Genomic DNA, 19,016 nt, shown 5'->3' with positions numbered 1-19,016 from the left:
CGCGAGGCTCCGGAGGGCGAAACGCCGGGCAGCGATCCCGGTGGCGGGAGGGCGGGGCGGATGGGGCGGCGGGAGGGGCGGAGCGGAGGGCGGGAGGGGCGGAGCTACGCGGCGGGGTAGGTCATGAGGTCGCCGGTGAGCGGCACCTGGTTGGTGCGCTCTCCGGCGTTCGCCTTGTCGACCTTGTAGGCCTTGCCCTGTTCGCCGGCGTCGAGCGCGGCCTGCGAGGTGACCTGGCCGTCGAGCGTGAACGTGTCGAAGACGAACGGCAGTCCGTTGGAGGCGAGGGGGTTCGGGGAGTCCATGACATGGAAGTGGAGGTGCGGGGCGTCGCTGTTCCCGCTGTTGCCGAGCAGCCCGAGGCGGTCGCCGCGGGCGAGCTGCTGACCGACCCGGAGCTCGAAGGGGTTGCCGGTCTTGAGGTGGGCGTAGAACGCGTAGTTGCCGCCGCCGATGTCCTGCACGACGTAGTTGCCGCCGTATTCGTCGAGGGTGAGGGTCGGGCCGGGGGCTGTGCCTGCTTCCTGCTCGGCACGGTCGCTCGTGATGGCGACGATGGGGCCGTCGGCGACGGCGATGACGTTCTCGCCGAAGCCGGGGTAGCTGCGCGCGTTGTCGCGAGAGTCTTCGTAGAGCCGCATGGTGGGGGTGAGCTTGACGTAGTCGATGGCCCAGCGTTCCGGCGCCCAGTAGGCGCCGTTGATGGGGCTGACGGCGCCGCGGTGGGCGGTGAGGCCGCAGCAGCCGTTGGCGTCGAGCCATCCGCTGCCGGTGAGGGGCGGGCCGATGACGGCGACCTCGCGTCTGTCGACGGCGACGGCCTGCGTGGTCTCGGCGATGGTCTTCTCGTACAGCGGCGGTTGCGCCTTGGGCATCTCGACGGTGACGGTGTGGTCGATGAGGTCGGGCACGTCGGTGCCGGATGCGACGGTCGCGTCCATCCACACCGTCGCGTTCTGCCCAGGCCCGAGCTCGAGCCCTCCACCATCGGTGGCACCGGCGACGCGCATCACGTCGTTGAGGTCGTCGCCCTCGAGCTCCTGCAGCACCGTTCCGCCGCTGCTCGCCTCGACTGCCTGGATCTTCACCTTGGAGGGCGACCCGTTGGTGAGCTGCAGCTCGTAGGCGAGGTGGATGCGCTCGTCCGTTCCGAGCACGGGGATGGGCGCAGCGAGGGCGGAGACGACGACGGGCGTGAACTGCTCGCCGCTCGCCGCCGGAGGTGCGGCGGCCGATGGGGTCTCGGTGACCGCGGGAGGCGCATCCGCCCCGATCGTGAGGGCCGGGCTCGCCGAGCAGGCGCTCAGCGACGCGAGCGCAGCCGCCGCGAGGACCGCCGCGCAGACGCGCGCTCCCCGTGCGGTGATGCCGGTCATGGGCTGAGTTTAGGCTCGCGCAGGGAGGCTCGCCAGGCACAGCGCCCGCCGCTATTGCGTTCGTCGCTTCCGGGAGGTGACGGCCCGCTGCAGCAGCACGAACACGAGCAGGATGCCGCCGGTGATGATCGTCGTCGCCTCGGGAGGGATGCTGCCGTCGCGGGTGATGAGGACGTTCATGAGACCCAGCACGAGTGCGCCGACCACTGAGCCGAGCACGAACCCACCGCCGCCGGTCAGCAGCGTGCCGCCGATGATGACCGCCGCGATCGCGTCGAGTTCCCATCCGACGCCCGTGATGTTCTGCGCGATCCCGAGCTTCGAGGTGTAGAGCACTGCCGCGATGCCCGCGAGGGTGCCGCTGATGACGTAGATCATGATCTTCGTTCGAGCGACGGGGAGTCCCATGAGCAGCGCGGACTGCTCCGAGCCTCCCATGGCGTAGACGGTCCGCCCGAAGCGGGTGCGGTGCAGGATGAAGAAGGCGACACCGACGAGGAGAACCGCGATGACGACGGCGGGGGTGACGACGAGGTCGTTGATCTTCGGTCCGTCGATGATCTTGATCTCGGTGGAGAGGCCGCGGATGGGCGAGTCGTCCGCGAGTCGCTGGGGCTCGGTGCTGAGCATCGAGGCGAGCCCGCGGGCGAGGAACATCATCGCGAGGGTCGCGATGAACGGCTGCACTCGGAAGGAGTGGATGAGGATTCCGGAGGCGAGGCCGAAGAGCGAGCCGACGCCGATCATCAGCACGATCACGAGGATCGCGGGGAGACCTGCGCTGGAGAGCATGACCCCGATCAGGCTGCTGACGGCGATGACCGCGCCGACGGAGAGGTCGATGCCGCCCGTCAGGATGACGAAGGTCAGTCCGATGGCGAGGACGATCAGGTAGGCGTTGTTGATGAGGAGGTTGGAGAGGGTGCTGGACTGCAGGATCCCGCCGTACGCGAGTTCCCCGTATGCGAGCATCCCGACGAAGATGACCACTGCGGCGAGCGTCGGGAGGGAGTCGAGGTTCGGCTTGAACTTCGCGAGCCTGGTGACCTCGCTGGTCTGTTCGACGATGGTGGTCATGCGGCAACCGCCTTCTGGGCTGGTGCGGAACTCGCGGGTCCGGTGGGGGTCTTGGCTCGTCGCCGTTTGAAGAAGTCGCGGACGCGCTGCGACTGCAGGAGGCAGACGAGGACGATCACGATCGCCTTGAACGCGGGCGTGGCTGAGGATGGGATGGAGAGGAACACGACGGTCTTGTCCAGCGTCGCGATGAGCAGGGCGCCGATGACGCTGCCCGTGAGCGAGAACTTGCCCCCGGCGAGCGACGTGCCGCCGATGACGACGGCGAGGATCGCATCCATCTCCGACGCCGATCCTGTCTTGGCGACTTCGACCGTCATGACGGTGGCGGTGCTGAGGATGCCCGCGACGCCAGCGAGGATCGCGCTCGAGATGTAGACGAAGAAGAGCAGCCCGATGGGGCGGATGCCCGCCATGCGGGAGGCCTTGGGGTTGATGCCGATGGACTCGATCATGAGGCCGAGCGCGGTGCGTCGCACGAGCAGCGCGACGAGGACGACGATGCCGACGGCCAGCAGGAAGATCACGGGGAACCCGCCGATCGTGCCGTTGGCGATCCAGCGGAACGAGTCGTTGCTCGCCGACGTGTTCTGGCCGGCGGTGATGACCTTCGCGAGCCCGCGACCGGCGAGCATCATGATGAGCGTGGTGATGAAGGGCTGCAGGCCGACCACGGAGACGAGGAGTCCGTTGACGGTGCCGAGGAGCGCGCTGATGAGCAGCGCAAGGCCGATGGCGGTCAGTGCAGAGCCGAAGGAGTTCTGCGCGGACGCCATGAATTCCATCGAGACGGCACCCGCCACGGCCATGACGGAGCCGACGGACAGGTCGATGCCGCGCGTGGCGATCACGAGGGTCATGCCGACGGCGATCATCATGACGGGTGCGCTTGCGCGGAGGATGTCGATGATGTTGCCGTTGAGGTCACCGGTCGCCTGGTTGACCGAGATGCCCAGGTAGCCCGGGTCCTTGAGCAGGTTGATGATGATGAGCAGCACGAGTGCGACGACCGCCCAGATGTAGGGCTGCCGCAGCGCGCCGCGCACCGGGTGTTCGGTGTCTCGTCGGCGTTGGGGCGGTTCGGCGGGGCCATCGGTGGTCGGTGTGCCGAGCGGGGCCGTGGTCTGGCTCATGCGTGGGCTCCCTCGACGTCAGTGGATGCGGGTGGGGTGGACGGGGTGTCCGGCAGCTGCGCGTCGACTCCGTCGGCGGCGATGGTCTGGACGATGAGGTCCGCGGTGACGTCGGGGCCGTTGGCGATCTCCGCGATCTTCCTGTGGTCCTTGAGGACGACGATCCGCTCGCTGAGCCTGACCACCTCGTCGAGCTCCGACGAGATGAAGATGACCGACATGCCGTCTTCGGCGAGCTGCGCGATGGTCTCCTGGATCTCGGCCTTGGCTCCCACGTCGATGCCGCGGGTCGGCTCGTCCAGGATGAGCAGCTCGGGCTTCGTGGCGAGCCAGCGCCCGAGGAGCACCTTCTGCTGGTTGCCTCCGGAGAGGTTGCGGATGGCGCGCTCCGGGTCGGCGGGGCGGACGTTGAGCTCGGTCAGGTACTTGGCGCAGAGCTCGTTCTGCTCTCTTCTGGACAGGGGGCGGGCCCAGCCTCGTCTGGCCTGGACGGCGAGGATCAGGTTCTCGCGAACGGTGAGGTCGCCCACGATGCCCTCGTCTCGACGGTTCTCGGTCGAGAAGGCGATGTGCTTGCCGAGCGCGGCGGCGGGCGAATGCACCTCGACAGGCGCTCCGTTCAGGTGTGCCGTTCCGGCGTCTGGCTTGTCTGCCCCGTAGATCAGGCGCCCGAGCTCGGTGCGCCCCGATCCGAGCAGTCCGGCGAGACCGACGACCTCTCCGCGGTGGACCTCGATGTCGACGGGATCGATGGAGCCTTTTCGGCCGATGCCCTGAGCGCGGTAGAGGGGGACGTCGTCGCCGTCGCGAGCGTCGACCCGTCGGTTGGCGCCCAGCGACTCGAGGGTCGAGAACTCCTTGCCGATCATCTTCGAGATGAGATCGCTTCTGCTGAGCTCGGCGGTGGCGTACTCGCCGACGAACTGGCCGTTGCGGAGCACGGTCAGCCGGTCGCTGATCGCGTACACCTGGTCGAGGAAGTGGGAGACGAACAGGATCGCGACCCCCTGCTCGCGAAGCTGGCGGATGACGGCGAAGAGCCCATCCACTTCCTGCGCGTCGAGGCTCGACGTCGGCTCGTCGAGGATGAGGACCTTCGATCTGATGACCATCGCTCGGCTGATCGCGACGAGCTGCTGCATCGCGAGCGAGATGCTCGAGAGGGAGCGCTTCGGGTCGAGGTGGTCGAGCCCGAGTGCCGCGAGTGCGTCGCGCGCTGCCGCGTTCGTCTTGCGCCAGTTGATTCCGAGGGGCCCACGCACTTCGTGCCCGAGCATCACGTTCTCCCCGATGGAGAGGTTGTCGCAGAGGTTCACCTCTTGATAGACCGTGGAGATGCCAGCGGCTTGGGCGTCTGCCGTGCCCCTGAGCTGCCGCTCCTCGCCGCCGATCAGGATGGCGCCTGCATCGATCTTGTAGACGCCGGTGAGTGCCTTGATGAGGGTGGACTTCCCCGCGCCGTTCTCGCCCATGAGGGTGTGCACTTCGCCGGGGAAGAGCCGGAAGTTCACGTCTTGGAGTGCTTTCACTCCGGGGAACTCGATTGAGATGCCGCTCATCTCAACGATTGGCTGGTTCGCTGCCATGATCGCCTAGCGTTCTGCCGGTGGGCCGGCGTCGAGTGTGTGGGGTGGGTGCGCCCGGTGCGCCGCCGAGAGAGCGGCGGCGCACCGGGGCACGAGCGCTGTCAGTACTTGCGGTCGGGGAGGGCGGTGGTCGCGGCCTCCGGCGAGTCGAAGGTCACGCTCTCGACGACGATGTTCTTCTCGACGCTCTCGCCGGCGACCGCGGACTTCACGACGTCGACGGCGACGTCACCGAACAGCGGGTTGTATTCGGCGACGAAGGACAGGCGGCCAGCTGCGAGCGCTTCGAGGGCGGCCTTGGTGCCGTCGATCGTGATGATCTTCACGTCGGTGCCCGGCTTGAGTCCGGCTTCCTCGACGGCGAGGGCTGCGCCGAGTCCCATCTCGTCGTTCTGTGCGAAGACGAGCTGCACGTCGTTGCTGTTCGACTTGAGGATCGTCTCGAAGACGCTCTTGGCCTCTTCGGTCGACCAGTTCGCCGACTGGCTCTCGAGCTTCGTCAGCTTCGAGTCGATGCTCTCGTCCCAGCCCTTGTTGCGGTCGTTGACGACGGAGAGTCCGGGGGGACCTTCGAGGACGACGTAGTTGCCTCCGTCTGCGAACTGCCCGTTCGCCCACTCGGCTGCGGCTGAGCTGATCCCCACGTTGTCAGGGGCGATGTGGCTCGTGTAGAGGGCTTCGTCGTTCGGCTCGATGCCGCGGTCCAGGAGGATGACGGGGATCTCGGCCTCCTGGGCTCGTTCGAGGACGCTCTCCCAGCCGGTGGCTTCCGTGGCGGAGAGCAGGATGGCGTCGACGCCCTCGTCGATGAACGAGGTGAATGCGGTGATCTGCGAGTTCTGGTCCCCGTTGGTCGCGGGTGCGTACTTGAGCTCGAAGCCGTTCTCGGTGGAGAACGAGTCCTGGATGTTCTGCTCGTTCGCGGTGCGCCAGCCGCCTTCTGGTCCGACGGCGACGAAGCCGACGGTGATGAGCTCTCCGTCGCTGCCTGCGGCCGTGTCTCCTGAACCTCCGGAGCAGGCCGCCATGCTCAGAGTGAGTGCTCCTGCCATCGCGATCCCGGCGATGGTCTTGATCGTTGACTTGTTCACGCTTGTCTCTCCTCGTTGAGAGCAGTTCACTCGTGCCTGGGCCGTCGTGATGCTGCGCCGTGGGATGCTTCCTCGCATCTGCCGAAATGTTATCGATCACATCCGGGGAGCGCAACCGCCAATCTCAATCGTTATTCGGGCACCGCCACTCGCTGGCTGTGGGCATAATTGCGGAATGACGAACGGACCTGTGGATGCGATGAAGCCCAAGCGGGCCGCAAGCGTATTCGACGTCGCGCGTGCCGCCGGGGTTTCCCACCAGACCGTCTCGAGGGTCCTCAACGACCATTCGAGCGTCCGCCCGGCCACTCGGCAGAAGGTGCTGGATGCGATGGGCGAGCTCGACTACCGCCCGAACCTCGCCGCGAGGGCACTCTCCTCGAAGCGGAGCCGAACACTGGGGGTCCTCTCGACCGCGAACGGCGAGTACGGCCCGTCGTCGAGCATCATCGCCATCACGGAAGCCGCGCGCGCACGGGGCTACACGACGATCGTCGAACAGACGGACGGCTTCGATGTCGCATCGATCGAGCAGGCCCTCGGGAACCTGGCGAGCCTCAACGTCGAGGGCATCGTCGCGGTCGCTCCGCAGACCCCCCTCCTCGAGGCGCTGAGCAGCATGAAGTCGGGCATCCCGTTCGTGACGCTGCAGGCATGGGCCACCGAGGGAGGGGCCGACCTTGCTCAGGATCAGCTCGAGGGCGCCCGCGTGGCGACGGCCCACCTGCTCGACCTGGGGCACATCAACGTGGTGCACCTCGCAGGCCCCAGCGATTGGATCGACGCCACCTCCCGCCTCCGGGGCTTCCGTCTCGAGATGGAGTCGCGGGGCCTGGACGCGCGACACATCGACGCCAGGGACTGGTCCCCCGGCGCTGGCTATCTGGCCGCGGCCCAGATCTTCGAGTCGAACGCGACAGCCGTGTTCTGCGCGAACGACCAGACCGCCCTCGGCGTGCTCCACGCGGCGCACGATGCCGGCGTCTCCGTGCCGGACGACCTGAGTGTCGTGGGCTTCGACGACATCCCGGAGGCCGCGCACTTCTGGCCCCCGCTGACGACCGTCCGGCAGCATTTCGCCGCCGCGGGGGCCCAGTGCGTCGCGCGACTCCTCGACGGCGACGAGGGCATCCCGAACGTGCTGCCGAAGCTGATCAGCCGCGCGTCGACTCGTCGGATGACCCTCGAGAGCTAGCCGGACCGCGTCCACAACTCTGGGCTTGCGCTCACGGCGTCTGCATGGTGTGATCGATCACATTACATCCGGTCGAGCCAAAGGAGACCGCCAGGATGAGTCATTCGACGAACTCGGAATCGCGCATGCAGGACGCCGATCGCACGAGGGCAGACACCGCGGATCGCTACGTCATCGGCGTCGACTACGGCACCCTCTCCGGCCGGGCGGTCGTCGTCCGGGTGCGTGACGGCGCCGAGCTCGGCGTCGGCGAGCTGGCGTACCCGAACGCCGTGGTCGACGAGCGGCTCCCGGCGACGGGTGAGCAGCTCCCGCCCGAGTGGGCGCTGCAGGTGCCGAGCGACTACGTCGACGTCCTCAAGGTCGCCGTGCCAGCTGCCATCGCAGATGCTGGCATCGACGCGGCGGATGTCATCGGCATCGGCACCGACTTCACGGCCTGCACCATGGTGCCGACGCTCGCCGACGGCACCCCGCTCAACGAGGTCGCCGGCTTCGAGACGCGGCCCCACGCCTACGTGAAGCTCTGGAAGCACCATGCAGCGCAGCCGCACGCCGACCGCATCAACGACCTCGCCGAGCTGAGAGGTGAGAAGTGGCTGCCCCGGTACGGCGGCCTCATCTCGAGCGAATGGGAGTTCGCGAAGGGCCTCCAGCTCCTCGAGGAGGACCCCGAGGTGTACGCCGCCATGGACCACTGGGTGGAAGCGGCCGACTGGATCGTCTGGCAGCTCACGGGCACGTACATCCGCAACGCCTGCACCGCCGGCTACAAGGGCATCCTGCAGGACGGCGAGTACCCCAGCCGCGAGTTCCTCGCCGCCCTCAACCCCGAGTTCGCCGACTTCGCCGAGGCCAAGCTGGCCCACGAGATCGGCCAGCTCGGCGATGCGGCCGGCACGCTCTCGGCGGAAGCCGCGGCGTGGACGGGCCTACCAGAGGGCATCGCGGTCGCGGTCGGCAACGTCGACGCGCACGTCACCGCCCCTGCTGCGGCCGCGACCGAGCCGGGCCAGATGGTCGCCATCATGGGCACCTCCACCTGCCACGTCATGAGCTCCGGCACCCTCGCCGAGGTGCCGGGGATGTGCGGGGTCGTGGACGGCGGCATCGTCGCGGGCCTCTACGGCTACGAGGCCGGCCAGTCTGGCGTCGGCGACATCTTCGCCTGGTACGTCGAGAACCAGGTGCCCGCCCGCTACGAGCGCGCCGCGGCCGAACTCGGCATCTCCGTGCACGAGCACCTCACCAACCTCGCGGCAGCGCAGCCCGTCGGCGCGCACGGCCTCATCGCGCTCGACTGGCACAGCGGCAACCGCTCCGTGCTCGTCGACCACGAGCTCTCCGGCCTGCTCGTCGGCGCGACGCTCGCGACGAAGGCGGAGGACGTCTACCGTGCGCTGCTCGAGTCGACGGCCTTCGGCACGCGCAAGATCGTCGAGACGTTCAACGCCTCCGGGGTTCCCGTGACGGAGTTCATAGCAGCCGGCGGACTGCTCAAGAACGCGTTCCTCATGCAGACCTACAGCGACATCCTCGGCCTGCCGATCTCCACGATCGACAGCGCGCAGGGGCCGGCGCTCGGCTCCGCCATCCACGCGGCGATCGCCGCAGGCGCGTACCCGGATGCGCGCGCCGCGGCCGCCGCCATGGGGCGCGTGACCCAAGCCAAGTACGTGCCGAATCCCGAGGCGGTCGCCGCGTACGACGAGCTCTACGCCGAGTACGACGAGCTCCACGACCACTTCGGGCGGGGCGCGAACCAGGTCATGAAGCGCCTCAAGCGACGCCGCCGCGAGGCGCTCGCCAGCGCATCCGCTGCCCCGGCCCCGGCAACCCGCGAGGAGGTCAACGCGTGAGCATCCAGACCTCCGGCACCACGCCCGTCATCACGCCTGAAACTCAGGCGAGCATCGACACCATCCGCGCCGAGGTCGCCTCGCTGCACGACGAGCTCGTGCGCTACGGTCTCGTGGTCTGGACGGGCGGCAATATCTCCGGCCGCGTGCCGGGCACGGAGCTGTTCGTCATCAAGCCGTCCGGCGTCAGCTATGACGAGCTGAGCGCCGACAACATGATCCTCTGCACCCTCGACGGCGAGGTCGTGCCCGGCACTCCCGGCTCCGATCGCTCCCCATCGAGCGATACCGCGGCGCACGCGTACGTGTACCGCAACATGCCAGAGGTGGGCGGGGTCGTGCACACGCACTCCGACTACGCCGTGGCGTGGGCGGCGCGGGGCGAACCCATCCCGTGCGTCATCACGGCGATGGCGGATGAGTTCGGCGGGGAGATCCCCGTCGGCCCATTCGCGATCATCGGCGACGACTCGATCGGCCGCGGCATCGTCGAGACGCTGCGCGGGCACCGCTCGCGGGCCGTGCTCATGAAGAACCACGGGCCGTTCACGATCGGCAAGGACGCCCGCGACGCCGTGAAGGCGGCCGTCATGGTCGAGGACGTCGCCCGCACCGTGCACATCTCCCGACAGCTCGGCACTCCGAACGCCATCCCCCAGCAGGCCGTCGACTCGCTGTTCGACCGCTATCAGAACGTCTACGGACAAGACCCGACAGGAGCCCTCAGTTGAGCGCACTCACCACTTCCTTCGACGAGTTCGAGATCTGGTTCTTCACCGGCAGCCAGGGCCTCTACGGCGAGGAGACGCTGCGCCAGGTCGCCGAGCAGTCGCAGGCCATCGTCGACATCCTCAACGAGTCGCCGAAGACGCCCGTGAAGATCGTCTGGAAGCCGGTGCTCACCGATTCCGACGCCATCCGCCGCGCTGCCCTCGAGGTCAACTCGAACGACAACGTCATCGGCATCGTCGCGTGGATGCACACCTTCAGCCCCGCGAAGATGTGGATCCAGGGCCTCGATACGCTCGCGAAGCCGCTCCTGCACCTGCACACGCAGGCCAACGTGGAGCTGCCGTGGGCGGACATCGACTTCGACTTCATGAACCTCAACCAGGCGGCGCACGGCGACCGCGAGTTCGGGTACATCCAGACCCGCCTCGGCATCCCCCGCAAGACGGTTGTCGGCCACGCGTCGAGCGCGAGCGTGACGCGGCAGATCGACAGCTGGTCGCGCGCCGCGGCCGCCTGGCAGGCCGTGCGCACCATGAAGCTCGCCCGCTTCGGCGACAACATGCGCTTCGTCGCCGTCACCGAGGGCGATAAGACGGAGGCCGAGCTGCGCTTCGGCGTTCAGGTCAACACGTGGGGCGTCAACGAGCTCGCCGACGCCGTCGCCGCGGTCGACGACGCGGCGGTGGATGCGCTGGTCGCCGAGTACGAGGAGCTGTACGACGTCGCCCCCGAGCTGCGGCGCGGCGCCGAGCGCCACCAGTCGCTGCGCGACGGCGCGGCCATCGAGCTCGGCCTGCGCTCCTTCCTCGAGGCCGGCGGCTTCAGCGCGTTCACGACGAGCTTCGAGGACCTCGGGGCACTCAAGCAGCTCCCGGGGCTCGCCGTGCAGCGCCTCATGGCCGAGGGCTACGGCTTCGGCGCCGAGGGCGACTGGAAGACGGCCATCCTCGTGCGGGCCGCGAACGTCATGGGCGCCGGCCTGCCCGGCGGGGCGAGCCTCATGGAGGACTACACGTACGACCTCACCGAGGGCAGCGAGCTCATCCTGGGCGCGCACATGCTCGAGGTGAGCCCCTCCCTCACCACCGCCAAGCCGAGCCTCGAGGTGCACCCGCTCGGCATCGGCGGCAAGGACGACCCCGTGCGCCTCGTCTTCACCGCCGACCCGGGCCCCGCGGTCGTCGTCGCACTCAGCGACATGCGCGACCGGTTCCGCCTCGTCGCGAATGTCGTCGAGGTCGTGGAGCCCACCGCTCCCCTGCCGAAGCTGCCCGTCGGCCGGGCCGTCTGGAAGCCGGAGCCCTCGTTCGAGGTGTCGGCCGCAGCCTGGCTCACCGCCGGCGCCGCGCACCACACGGTCATGTCGACCGCCGTCGGCATCGACGTGTTCGAGGACTTCGCGACCATCGCGAAGACCGAGCTGCTGCGCATCGACGCCGACACCACCCTGCGCGAGTTCAGCAAGGAAGTGCGCTGGAACCAGGCCTACTACCGCCTCGCGCAGGGGCTGTAGAGCGGACGGTTCTCGACCGACCCCGGTGCCGCCGCGGCTCCTCGCGGCGGCACCGAACGACGACCACGAGGTGGCGCCGCTCTTGTTCGGAGAGGGCCAACGGCGCCACCCCGTGGCACCTCTCCTCGGCATGCCGCGCCGCGGTCACACCCGCTGGACCTGGCCCCGCTGCGCGATGCTCCGCGCCGCGTCGTGGATCGCCCGCGAGATGGCGTACATCGCCGGCGTGTACTGCCGCCGCGCGAGCGACGCGATCGTGATGGAACGGGACGGCACCTCGTCACGACCGGCGAAGCGGACCATCCGCACGTCCGGCCGGTGGTGCGCGATCGCGAGCTCCGGCACCATCGCGATCCCCACACCGGCCGCCACCATCGCCTCGATCTCCTGGTAGTCGTGCGCCTCATAGACGACTCGCGGCTCGAACCTCGCCGCCGCGCAGGCTCGGAACAGCACCTCCGAGGCGGGATGCCGGTCGTTGCGGATGATCCACTGTGCCGAACGCAGCGACCTCACGGTCACGTTGTCCTCGATCTCGGAGTCGGCCGCGACCAGGAGCACCGTCCGATCCGTGGCGACCGGCACGAGCGACAGCGACTGCTCGGCCGCCTCCGTCCAGGCGTAGCTCCACATGAGCGCGAGCTCCACCTCGCTGCTGTGCAGCATCTCGACGAGCCGCGGCCGAAGCGCTGACCGCACCTGCACGGTGATGCTCGGCTGCGAGTGATGGAAGCTCTTGAGGGCGTCGGAGAGCAGTGACGCGCTCACGGTGGGGAACGAGCCGAGGCGGACGGTGCCGCGCTCGAGACCTCGAAGCGCCTCGAGGTCACCCCTCGCGGCCCGCATCTCTCGCCGGAAGAGTCTCGCGCGCTCGACCAGCACGGCCCCCGCCTCCGTCACCTGCACACCCCGGGGGAGGCGGACGAGGACGGGCTGGCCGATCGACTTCTCGAGCTTGGTGATGCGCTGAGAGGCGGCGGACACCGTCATGTTCGCGCGCTCGGCTCCCGAGGTGATGCTGCCAGCATCCACGACGTCCAAGAGCAGGGACAGCGTTGCGGCGTCGAAGAGGTCCGACATGACTCACCTTTCAGTTTGGCTAAAGCCGAGCGTAGCAACATTCAATTTACGTGAAGCCTTTCGCTTCCTAGCTTGGAGGGAGTCAGACGAAAGGCTCCACGATGCAAACCCCAGCAACCCTCATGCGAGGCGGCACCAGCAAGTGCTGGATCTTCGATTCCCGCGATGTCCCCGCGGACCGAGCGGCGCTCACCGCACTGCTCGTCGACACGTTCGGCGCAGAGGACCCGCGGCAGCTCGACGGCGTCGGCGGCGGCACCTCCGTCACCTCGAAGGCCGCCATCGTGTCCAGGAGCGCCGACCCCGCCTTCGACATCGACTACCTCTTCGCGCAGGTCGCCGTCGGCGAATCCGTCGTCGAGTGGGGCAGCAACTGCGGGAACTGCGCCACCGCGGTCGCGCTCTGGGCGGTCGACACCTTCGACCTCGCACACGGGGCTCCGAGCACCGAGGTGCGGATGCGCAACCTCAACACGGGCGCCGAGGTGACCGCCCGGGTGGACACCGAGGAGCACGAGGCGATCGTGAGCGTCCCCGGCGTCCGGGGAGCCGGCACCGCCGTCGACCTCGCCTTCATCAACCCGGTCGGCTCGACCACGGGAAGCCTCTGGCCCACAGGCAACCACCGTGACGAGCTCACCGTCGACGGACTCACAGTCGCGGTCTCGATGGCGGATGCCGGAGCCCCGGTCGCGCTTGTCGAGGCAGACTCGCTCGGAGTCTCGGCCGCCGCGACCGAGGAGCAGGTGCGCCAGTACGTTCCCATGCTGCGCAAGATCCGCGCCCGCGCCGCCGTGGCGATGGGCATCGCACCCTCCATCGACGAGGCCTTCGACGCGATCCCGAAGGTCGGCATCGTCGGCCCGCCCGTCGACTACGTGACGTCGCTCGGGGAGCCGGTCAGCGCCAACGACTACGACGTCTCGGTCCGCATGCTCTCGATGAACAACCCGCATCCGACCATCGGCCTGACCAGCGCGGTGGCCATCGCCCTCGCGACGACCGCCACCGACTCGGTCCTCGGACCAGTCGGCCAGCCGGCGGATGCTGCGTCCTCCGCTTCGGCCCTCGACGTCCGGGTGATCACCATCGGCACGCTCGGCGGCACCCTCCGCTGCGAGGTCGAGATCTCCGCGGACGGCTCACGCGTCCTCCTGCGACGCGCTGCCCGCCGGCTCGCCGACTCGCAGCTCTACGTGCGGTGAGCACGCCCCCACTGGCATATTCTCCATCCTGATCCGAAAGCGTGACAATGTCGTCCACTGAAATCCTTCCTCTCATCGCACTGATCGCGATGTTCGTGATCGCCACGATCTTCCCCATCAACATCGGCTTCCTCGGGTTCGTCGGAGCCTTCGCCGTCGGAGCCATCTACCTCGGCTACGACGACAAGGAGATCCTGTCCGCGTTCCCCGGCTCGATCGTGCTCACGATCGTGGGCGTCACGTACTTCTTCGGCATGGCCAAGAAGAACGGCACGATCGACCTCTTGGTCAACGTGTGCATCCGCGCAGTGCGGGGCCGCGTCTCCCTCATCCCCTGGGTCTTCTTCGCGGTCGCATCGTTCCTGACCGCGCTCGGCACGTTCAGCCCGGCCGCCGTGGCCCTGATCGCACCCGCCGCGATGACGTTCGCAGCCCGCAGCCGCATGAGCCCGCTGGTGATGGGCATCATGACCATCAACGGCGCCCACGCCGGGGCGTTCTCGCCGATCTCGGTCTCGGGGATCATCGTGCGCGACCTCGTCGAGGGCAACGGCCTCGCCATCGAGCCCTGGTCGCTCTTCTTCGCCAGCTACGGCATCAACACGCTGCTGTCGATCCTGACCGTCGTGGTCTACGCCGTCGCGAGCCGGGTGCGCACACTCGAGTACACGGCGACCGGCTCCATCACCACCGCGGGCGCCCACGACATCGACGACGAAGGGCCATCGAAGGCGAACCGCGTCCAGGCGCTCACGCTCGCGCTGATCGCCGTGATCCTGGTCCTTGTCCTGGTCTTCCACCTGCCGATCAGCTTCATCGCCATCGCGGCGGGCGTCGTGCTGGCCTTCACCGATCTGAAGAAGCAGAGCGACGCGATCGCCGGCATCAGCTGGTCCACCGTGCTCCTGGTCTCCGGCATGATCACCTACGTGTCGATCCTCCAGGAGCTCGGCACGATCGACCACCTCGCCGACATGGCCCTCCTCATCGGAGCTCCGATCGTGGTCGCGCTGGTGCTCTGCTACGTGATCGGCCTGACGTCCGCCTTCGCCTCCTCAACTGCCCTCCTGACGGCGATCATCCCCCTGGCGATGCCGCTGCTCGAGATGGGCGCGCTCCCCATCGTGGGAGTCGTCGCGGCCCTCTCCATCTCGGCCACCGTCGTCGACGTCTCACCGTTCTCCACGAACGGCGCGCTGGTGCTCGCGAACGCGCAGGGCATCGACCGCCGCGTCTTCTACAAGCACCTGCTGCTCAACGCGGTGGCCGTCGTCGCGATCGCCCCGCTGCTCTGCTGGCTGATCCTCGTCATCATCCCCAACGCGGTCGGGTAGCTCTGCCCACAGAAGCACACGGCCGCAACAGAGCACGGCCCGCTGTCGCATCCCGAGACGGGAGCGCCAGCGGGCCGTTGCCTCACGGGTGCAGCGAGTCGTCCGCCGGCGTCGTCCGCCACGAGGTGAAGTGCACCACCAGGCCGCTCCGCGACGGCGCGCAGCAGAACGGGCCAGCCGCGACGCGCGCATCGGCAGCCAGCGGTGCCACTCGAACGAGGCGCCACGGCTCGGCGTCCACCCGGGCGCGGATGGTGACGGCGTTGCCCTCCCGGCTCGCGCGCACCGTGACACGGCGGCCACCCCACTCGGGCACTGGAGCCAGCGACCAATCCGACTCGGACCTGGTGACCACGGCCCCCAGCTGCTCCTGCCCGTCGCTCAGCTCGATGCCGGCCTTGATCCAGGTCTCGTCGTCGACCTTGAGGAAGATCCCCGCCTGGTCGAACTGCTCGGTGAAGTCCACGACGAACTCCACCTCGACGGCGGAATCCTGCTCGCACGGACGCAGCAGCGCGTGCTCGGAGTCGTGGATGAACCCGTAGGACGTGGTGCGCCACGCGTCGCTGCCCTCGACTGCGGTGACGCGGAGCCCGTCCTCGCTCGCCTCCGCGGCAACCGGCTCGTTGGTCCAGTGACCGTCACCCCACGGGATGCTCGTCGCGTTCAGTTCCGTCATCATCGACTCCGTTCAGCTCGGCTCGGTTCGGTTCGGGGCGGCACGCGCAGCCCAGGTCGAGCGTGCGCGCCATCAGGTCGTTCCGCAGTCCATCATCGCTGTCGAGCGCACTGCCCTGCCGAACCGCTCCCCTTACTCCGTCCACACCCCTTCGCGCGGAATCACGAGCGGCGTGCCGGTCTCCGGGTCGTCGATGATGCGGCAGGGCAGTGAGAAGACGTCCTCGACGAGCTCTGCGGTGAGCACCTCGCCCGGTTTGCCCTGGGCGACGATCTCGCCGTCGCGCATGACCACGAGGTGCGTCGCGAAACGGGCCGCCTGGTTGAGGTCGTGCAGCACGGCGACCAGCGTGCGCCCCTCGCCGCGGAGCCGCCGGAACAGTTCGAGCAGCTCGTACTGGTGGGAGATGTCGAGGAACGTCGTGGGCTCGTCGAGCAGCAGCACGGGTGCTTCCTGCGCGAGCGCCATCGCGACCCACACGCGCTGCCGCTGACCGCCGGACAGCTCGTCCACGAACCGCGACGACAGCGCATCCACCCGCGTCGCGGCCATCGCGTCGGTGACGGCGCGCTCGTCGGCCTCCGACCAGCGGTCGAACATGCCCTGGTGCGGGAACCGGCCCCGCGCGACGAGGTCGGCGACCCGGATGCCCTCAGGGGCGAGCGACGTCTGTGGCAGCAAGCCGAGGCGCTTCGCGACGTCCTTCGTCTTGAGTGTGAAGATGTCGCTGCCATCGAGCAGCACACTGCCGTCGCTCGGCTTGAGGAGCCGGGCGAGGGCTTTCAGCAGCGTCGACTTGCCGCACGCGTTCGGCCCGATGATGACGGTGAACGAATGCGCCGGCACCTCGAAGTCGAGGCCCTCGATGATGGGCTGCGCGTCGTAGCCGACGTGCACGGAGGTGGCCTTGAGCTCAGCCGCGACCAGGCCCGTCGCGGGGCCTACCAGGCTCGCTGTATCCGCTTCGATCGTCATCACTGACGTCCCTTCTTCGTGGTCTGCTCGTGCACGAGCAGCCAGGCGAGGTAGATGCCGCCGACGCAGACGGTGAGCACGCCGACGGGGAGGTCGACGAGCTGCGCGACGAGGTCGGCGGAGACGAGGAGGAGTGCGCCCACGAGCGCCGACGGCAGGAGCTGCAGGCTTGCACCCTTGGTCAGCCGGCGCGCGATCTGCGGGGCGGCGAGCGAGATGAACGAGATGGGTCCGGCCGCTGCCGTGACGAGCGCCGTCAGCGCGACCCCGACGAGGGTCGAGAAGGCGCGCGTGCGGTTCGCATGCACGCCGAGCGACAGCGCCGCGTCGTCACCCACCTCGAGCGCCGCGAGCGGACGCCCGAGGACCCCGCATCCCACCACCAGCGCGGCGAAGATGAGCGTCGCCGGCAGCAGCTGCGCGTAGCCGAGCGCGCTCAGCGAGCCGGAGCCCCAGACGGCGGCGAGCATCGCCTGCTCCTGGCTGACCCGCATCATCATGAGCGCGTTGAGAGACGCGAGCAGGGCGCTCGCGCCGATGCCCACGATGATGAGCCGGAACGGACGGAGTCCCTTCCGGTAGGCGAGCAGGTAGACGGCCGCCGCGACGACGGCCCCGCCGAGCAGGGCCCCCGCTCCGATGGCGTAGTACGAGGTCGAGCCGATCCAGAGCATCACGATGATCGCGCCCGTGTAGGAGCCCGTCGAGAAGCCGATGATGTCAGGCGAGCCGAGCGGGTTGCGGGTGATCGACTGGAAGATCGCGCCGCTTGCGCCGAGCGCGAGGCCGGCCAGCACGGCGAACAGGAACCGCGGGAGGCGCCACTCGAACACGACGAGCCGGTGCGCCCTGGACGCATCCACGTCGAAGAGCGCCGTCAGCACCTCCCAGGGCGAGAGGGCGAGAGTGCCGTAGCCGAGCGAGACGACGCCGAGCGCCAGCACGGTGACGACGATCGCGCCGCACACGACGACCGCGCGGCGGCGGTGGAGGTTGGAGAAGCGGCCGAAGCGCACGGCGTAGGTGCGGTCGCCGAAGTCGATGCCCCGGGCAGCAGCCTCGACGGCGACGGAGACAGTTCTCTCACGTGTCGCGGTCATAGTCCGCTCACCTTCTTGCGACGCACGAGGCCGATGAGCACGGGGGCTCCGATGATCGCGGTCACGAGCCCCACCCGCAGCTCTCCGGACGGCAGCACGATGCGGCCGAGAATGTCGGCGGCCAGCAGCAGGATGGGCGACATGACGATCGACATGACGATGATCCAGCGCTGGTCGGGCCCGACGAACCAGCGCACGACGTGCGGCACCATGAGGCCGACGAAGCCGATCGGGCCGGCGATCGCGACGGCGGTGCCAGCGAGCAGCGTCACGGCGATGACCACGAGCACTCGGGTCGAGCGGATGCGCACCCCGAGCGAGGCTGCGAGCTCGTCACCCAGCGACAGCGCGTTGAGGGAGCGGGCGCAGAACAGCGCGAGCACCACCCCGACGATGATGAGGGGCAGGCACGTGAGCACCACGTCCATCGACCTCCCGCCGATGGACCCGACCCCCCAGAACCGGGTCACGTTGAGGGCGTCGATGTTCTTCAGCACGATGGCCGAGGTGAAGCCGCCGAGCACGGCGCTGATCGCAACGCCCGCGAGCGTGAGGGTGAGGGGCGTCGCCTTGCCGCCGCCGACCGAGCCCATGGCGTAGACGAGCATGGTCGCGAGGAACGCCCCGATGAGCGCGAACCACACGTACTGGCCGGGGGCGGTGAAGCCGAAGAGGCCGACCGCGAGCGTCACGACGAAGCTCGCGCCGGCATTGACGCCGAGGATGCCGGGGTCGGCGAGCGGGTTGCGGGTGAACGCCTGGATAAGGGCGCCGCACAGCCCGAGCGCGGGCCCGACGACAAGCCCCACGAGGGTCCGCGGGATACGCAGGTCGAGCACCATGACGTGCTCTTCGGTGGCGCGCGAGCCGAGCAGACCCTCCCAGACCACCTCGGGCGAGATGGCTCGCGCGCCGACGAAGATGCTCAGCACGACCGTGCCGACGAGCACCGCGAGGGCGATGACAAGCGCGAGGGTGCGCTTGGCGTTGCTGCTCGCCAGGCCGCTCCCGCTCGGGTCCCGGGGGTTCGAGCGAGCCGCCCCGACCCTCGGACCCGCCGTGCTGATCGTCGCCACGGCGC

General features: G+C 68.8%; 16 protein-coding genes. 6 read left to right on the top strand and 10 right to left on the bottom strand.

The annotated features are described in order from the left end of the window. Positions 1-104 precede the first annotated feature (104 nt). From ITJ61_RS14565 to ITJ61_RS14545, 5 genes are all read right to left on the bottom strand, one after another. A complete protein-coding gene (locus ITJ61_RS14565; protein WP_194686541.1) occupies positions 105-1,376 on the bottom strand; it encodes a M23 family metallopeptidase in 1,272 nt (423 codons plus the stop codon). 51 nt (positions 1,377-1,427) lie between these two features. Then, complete coding sequence (locus ITJ61_RS14560; RefSeq protein WP_194686540.1) at positions 1,428-2,453, bottom strand: ABC transporter permease; 1,026 nt, start codon at positions 2,451-2,453, stop codon at positions 1,428-1,430. Then, positions 2,450-3,586 carry an ABC transporter permease gene (locus ITJ61_RS14555; protein ID WP_194686539.1) on the bottom strand — a complete coding sequence of 379 codons (1,137 nt, stop codon included), beginning with the start codon at positions 3,584-3,586 and terminating at the stop codon, positions 2,450-2,452. The genes ITJ61_RS14560 and ITJ61_RS14555 overlap by 4 nt, the downstream gene beginning before the upstream one ends. Next, positions 3,583-5,145, bottom strand: coding sequence for a sugar ABC transporter ATP-binding protein (locus ITJ61_RS14550; protein WP_374953247.1), 1,563 nt, complete (start codon positions 5,143-5,145; stop codon positions 3,583-3,585). The genes ITJ61_RS14555 and ITJ61_RS14550 overlap by 4 nt, the downstream gene beginning before the upstream one ends. Before the next feature lie 128 nt (positions 5,146-5,273). Beyond that, positions 5,274-6,263, bottom strand: coding sequence for an ABC transporter substrate-binding protein (locus tag ITJ61_RS14545; protein WP_308471441.1), 990 nt, complete (start codon positions 6,261-6,263; stop codon positions 5,274-5,276). Between the two features lie 175 nt (positions 6,264-6,438). Here ITJ61_RS14545 and ITJ61_RS14540 point away from each other — a divergent pair, with 175 nt between their 5' ends. From ITJ61_RS14540 to araA, 4 genes are all read left to right on the top strand, one after another. Further along, positions 6,439-7,458, top strand: a complete 1,020-nt coding sequence (locus ITJ61_RS14540; protein ID WP_228496680.1) for a LacI family DNA-binding transcriptional regulator — start codon at positions 6,439-6,441, stop codon at positions 7,456-7,458. Between the two features lie 125 nt (positions 7,459-7,583). Beyond that, positions 7,584-9,317: a ribulokinase gene (araB, locus tag ITJ61_RS14535; protein ID WP_194686769.1), complete on the top strand. Its 1,734-nt coding sequence runs from the start codon at positions 7,584-7,586 to the stop codon at positions 9,315-9,317. 29 nt (positions 9,318-9,346) lie between these two features. After that, complete coding sequence (locus ITJ61_RS14530) at positions 9,347-10,048, top strand: L-ribulose-5-phosphate 4-epimerase (protein ID WP_194686768.1); 702 nt, start codon at positions 9,347-9,349, stop codon at positions 10,046-10,048. Further along, positions 10,045-11,562 (top strand): L-arabinose isomerase, encoded by a 1,518-nt coding sequence (araA, locus tag ITJ61_RS14525; protein WP_194686538.1) that lies wholly within the window; start codon positions 10,045-10,047, stop codon positions 11,560-11,562. The genes ITJ61_RS14530 and araA overlap by 4 nt, the downstream gene beginning before the upstream one ends. A gap of 144 nt (positions 11,563-11,706) precedes the next feature. On the opposite strand, the gene ITJ61_RS14520 is transcribed toward araA, so the two are convergent. Beyond that, on the bottom strand, positions 11,707-12,642 hold the full coding sequence (locus ITJ61_RS14520; RefSeq protein ID WP_104239943.1) for a LysR family transcriptional regulator: 936 nt from the start codon (positions 12,640-12,642) through the stop codon (positions 11,707-11,709). Between the two features lie 101 nt (positions 12,643-12,743). On the opposite strand from ITJ61_RS14520, the gene ITJ61_RS14515 reads away from it, so the two are divergent. Next, positions 12,744-13,847 (top strand): PrpF domain-containing protein, encoded by a 1,104-nt coding sequence (locus ITJ61_RS14515; RefSeq protein ID WP_194686537.1) that lies wholly within the window; start codon positions 12,744-12,746, stop codon positions 13,845-13,847. Between the two features lie 47 nt (positions 13,848-13,894). Then, positions 13,895-15,181, top strand: a complete 1,287-nt coding sequence (locus ITJ61_RS14510; protein WP_194686536.1) for an SLC13 family permease — start codon at positions 13,895-13,897, stop codon at positions 15,179-15,181. An 82-nt stretch (positions 15,182-15,263) separates the two neighbouring features. Here the strand turns inward: ITJ61_RS14510 and ITJ61_RS14505 are convergent, their stop codons facing one another. From ITJ61_RS14505 to ITJ61_RS14490, 4 genes are all read right to left on the bottom strand, one after another. Further along, on the bottom strand, positions 15,264-15,860 hold the full coding sequence (locus ITJ61_RS14505) for a DUF1349 domain-containing protein (RefSeq protein ID WP_194686535.1): 597 nt from the start codon (positions 15,858-15,860) through the stop codon (positions 15,264-15,266). Between the two features lie 132 nt (positions 15,861-15,992). Beyond that, on the bottom strand, positions 15,993-16,835 hold the full coding sequence (locus ITJ61_RS14500) for an ABC transporter ATP-binding protein (RefSeq protein WP_194686534.1): 843 nt from the start codon (positions 16,833-16,835) through the stop codon (positions 15,993-15,995). After that, positions 16,835-17,935, bottom strand: coding sequence for a FecCD family ABC transporter permease (locus ITJ61_RS14495; protein WP_194686533.1), 1,101 nt, complete (start codon positions 17,933-17,935; stop codon positions 16,835-16,837). The genes ITJ61_RS14500 and ITJ61_RS14495 overlap by 1 nt, the downstream gene beginning before the upstream one ends. After that, the gene (locus ITJ61_RS14490) at positions 17,932-19,011 is read right to left on the bottom strand and encodes a FecCD family ABC transporter permease (protein ID WP_323744372.1); all 1,080 of its coding nucleotides are present in this window, start codon (positions 19,009-19,011) and stop codon (positions 17,932-17,934) included. Before ITJ61_RS14490 ends, ITJ61_RS14495 begins: the two co-directional genes overlap by 4 nt. Positions 19,012-19,016: the final 5 nt, after the last annotated feature.

Source organism: Pseudoclavibacter sp. VKM Ac-2888, assembly GCF_015351285.1.
Classification (GTDB): Bacteria; Actinomycetota; Actinomycetes; order Actinomycetales; family Microbacteriaceae; genus Pseudoclavibacter.
The sequence above is the reverse complement of the archived record's forward strand: the minus strand, read 5'-3'. Positions and strand labels throughout refer to the sequence as shown.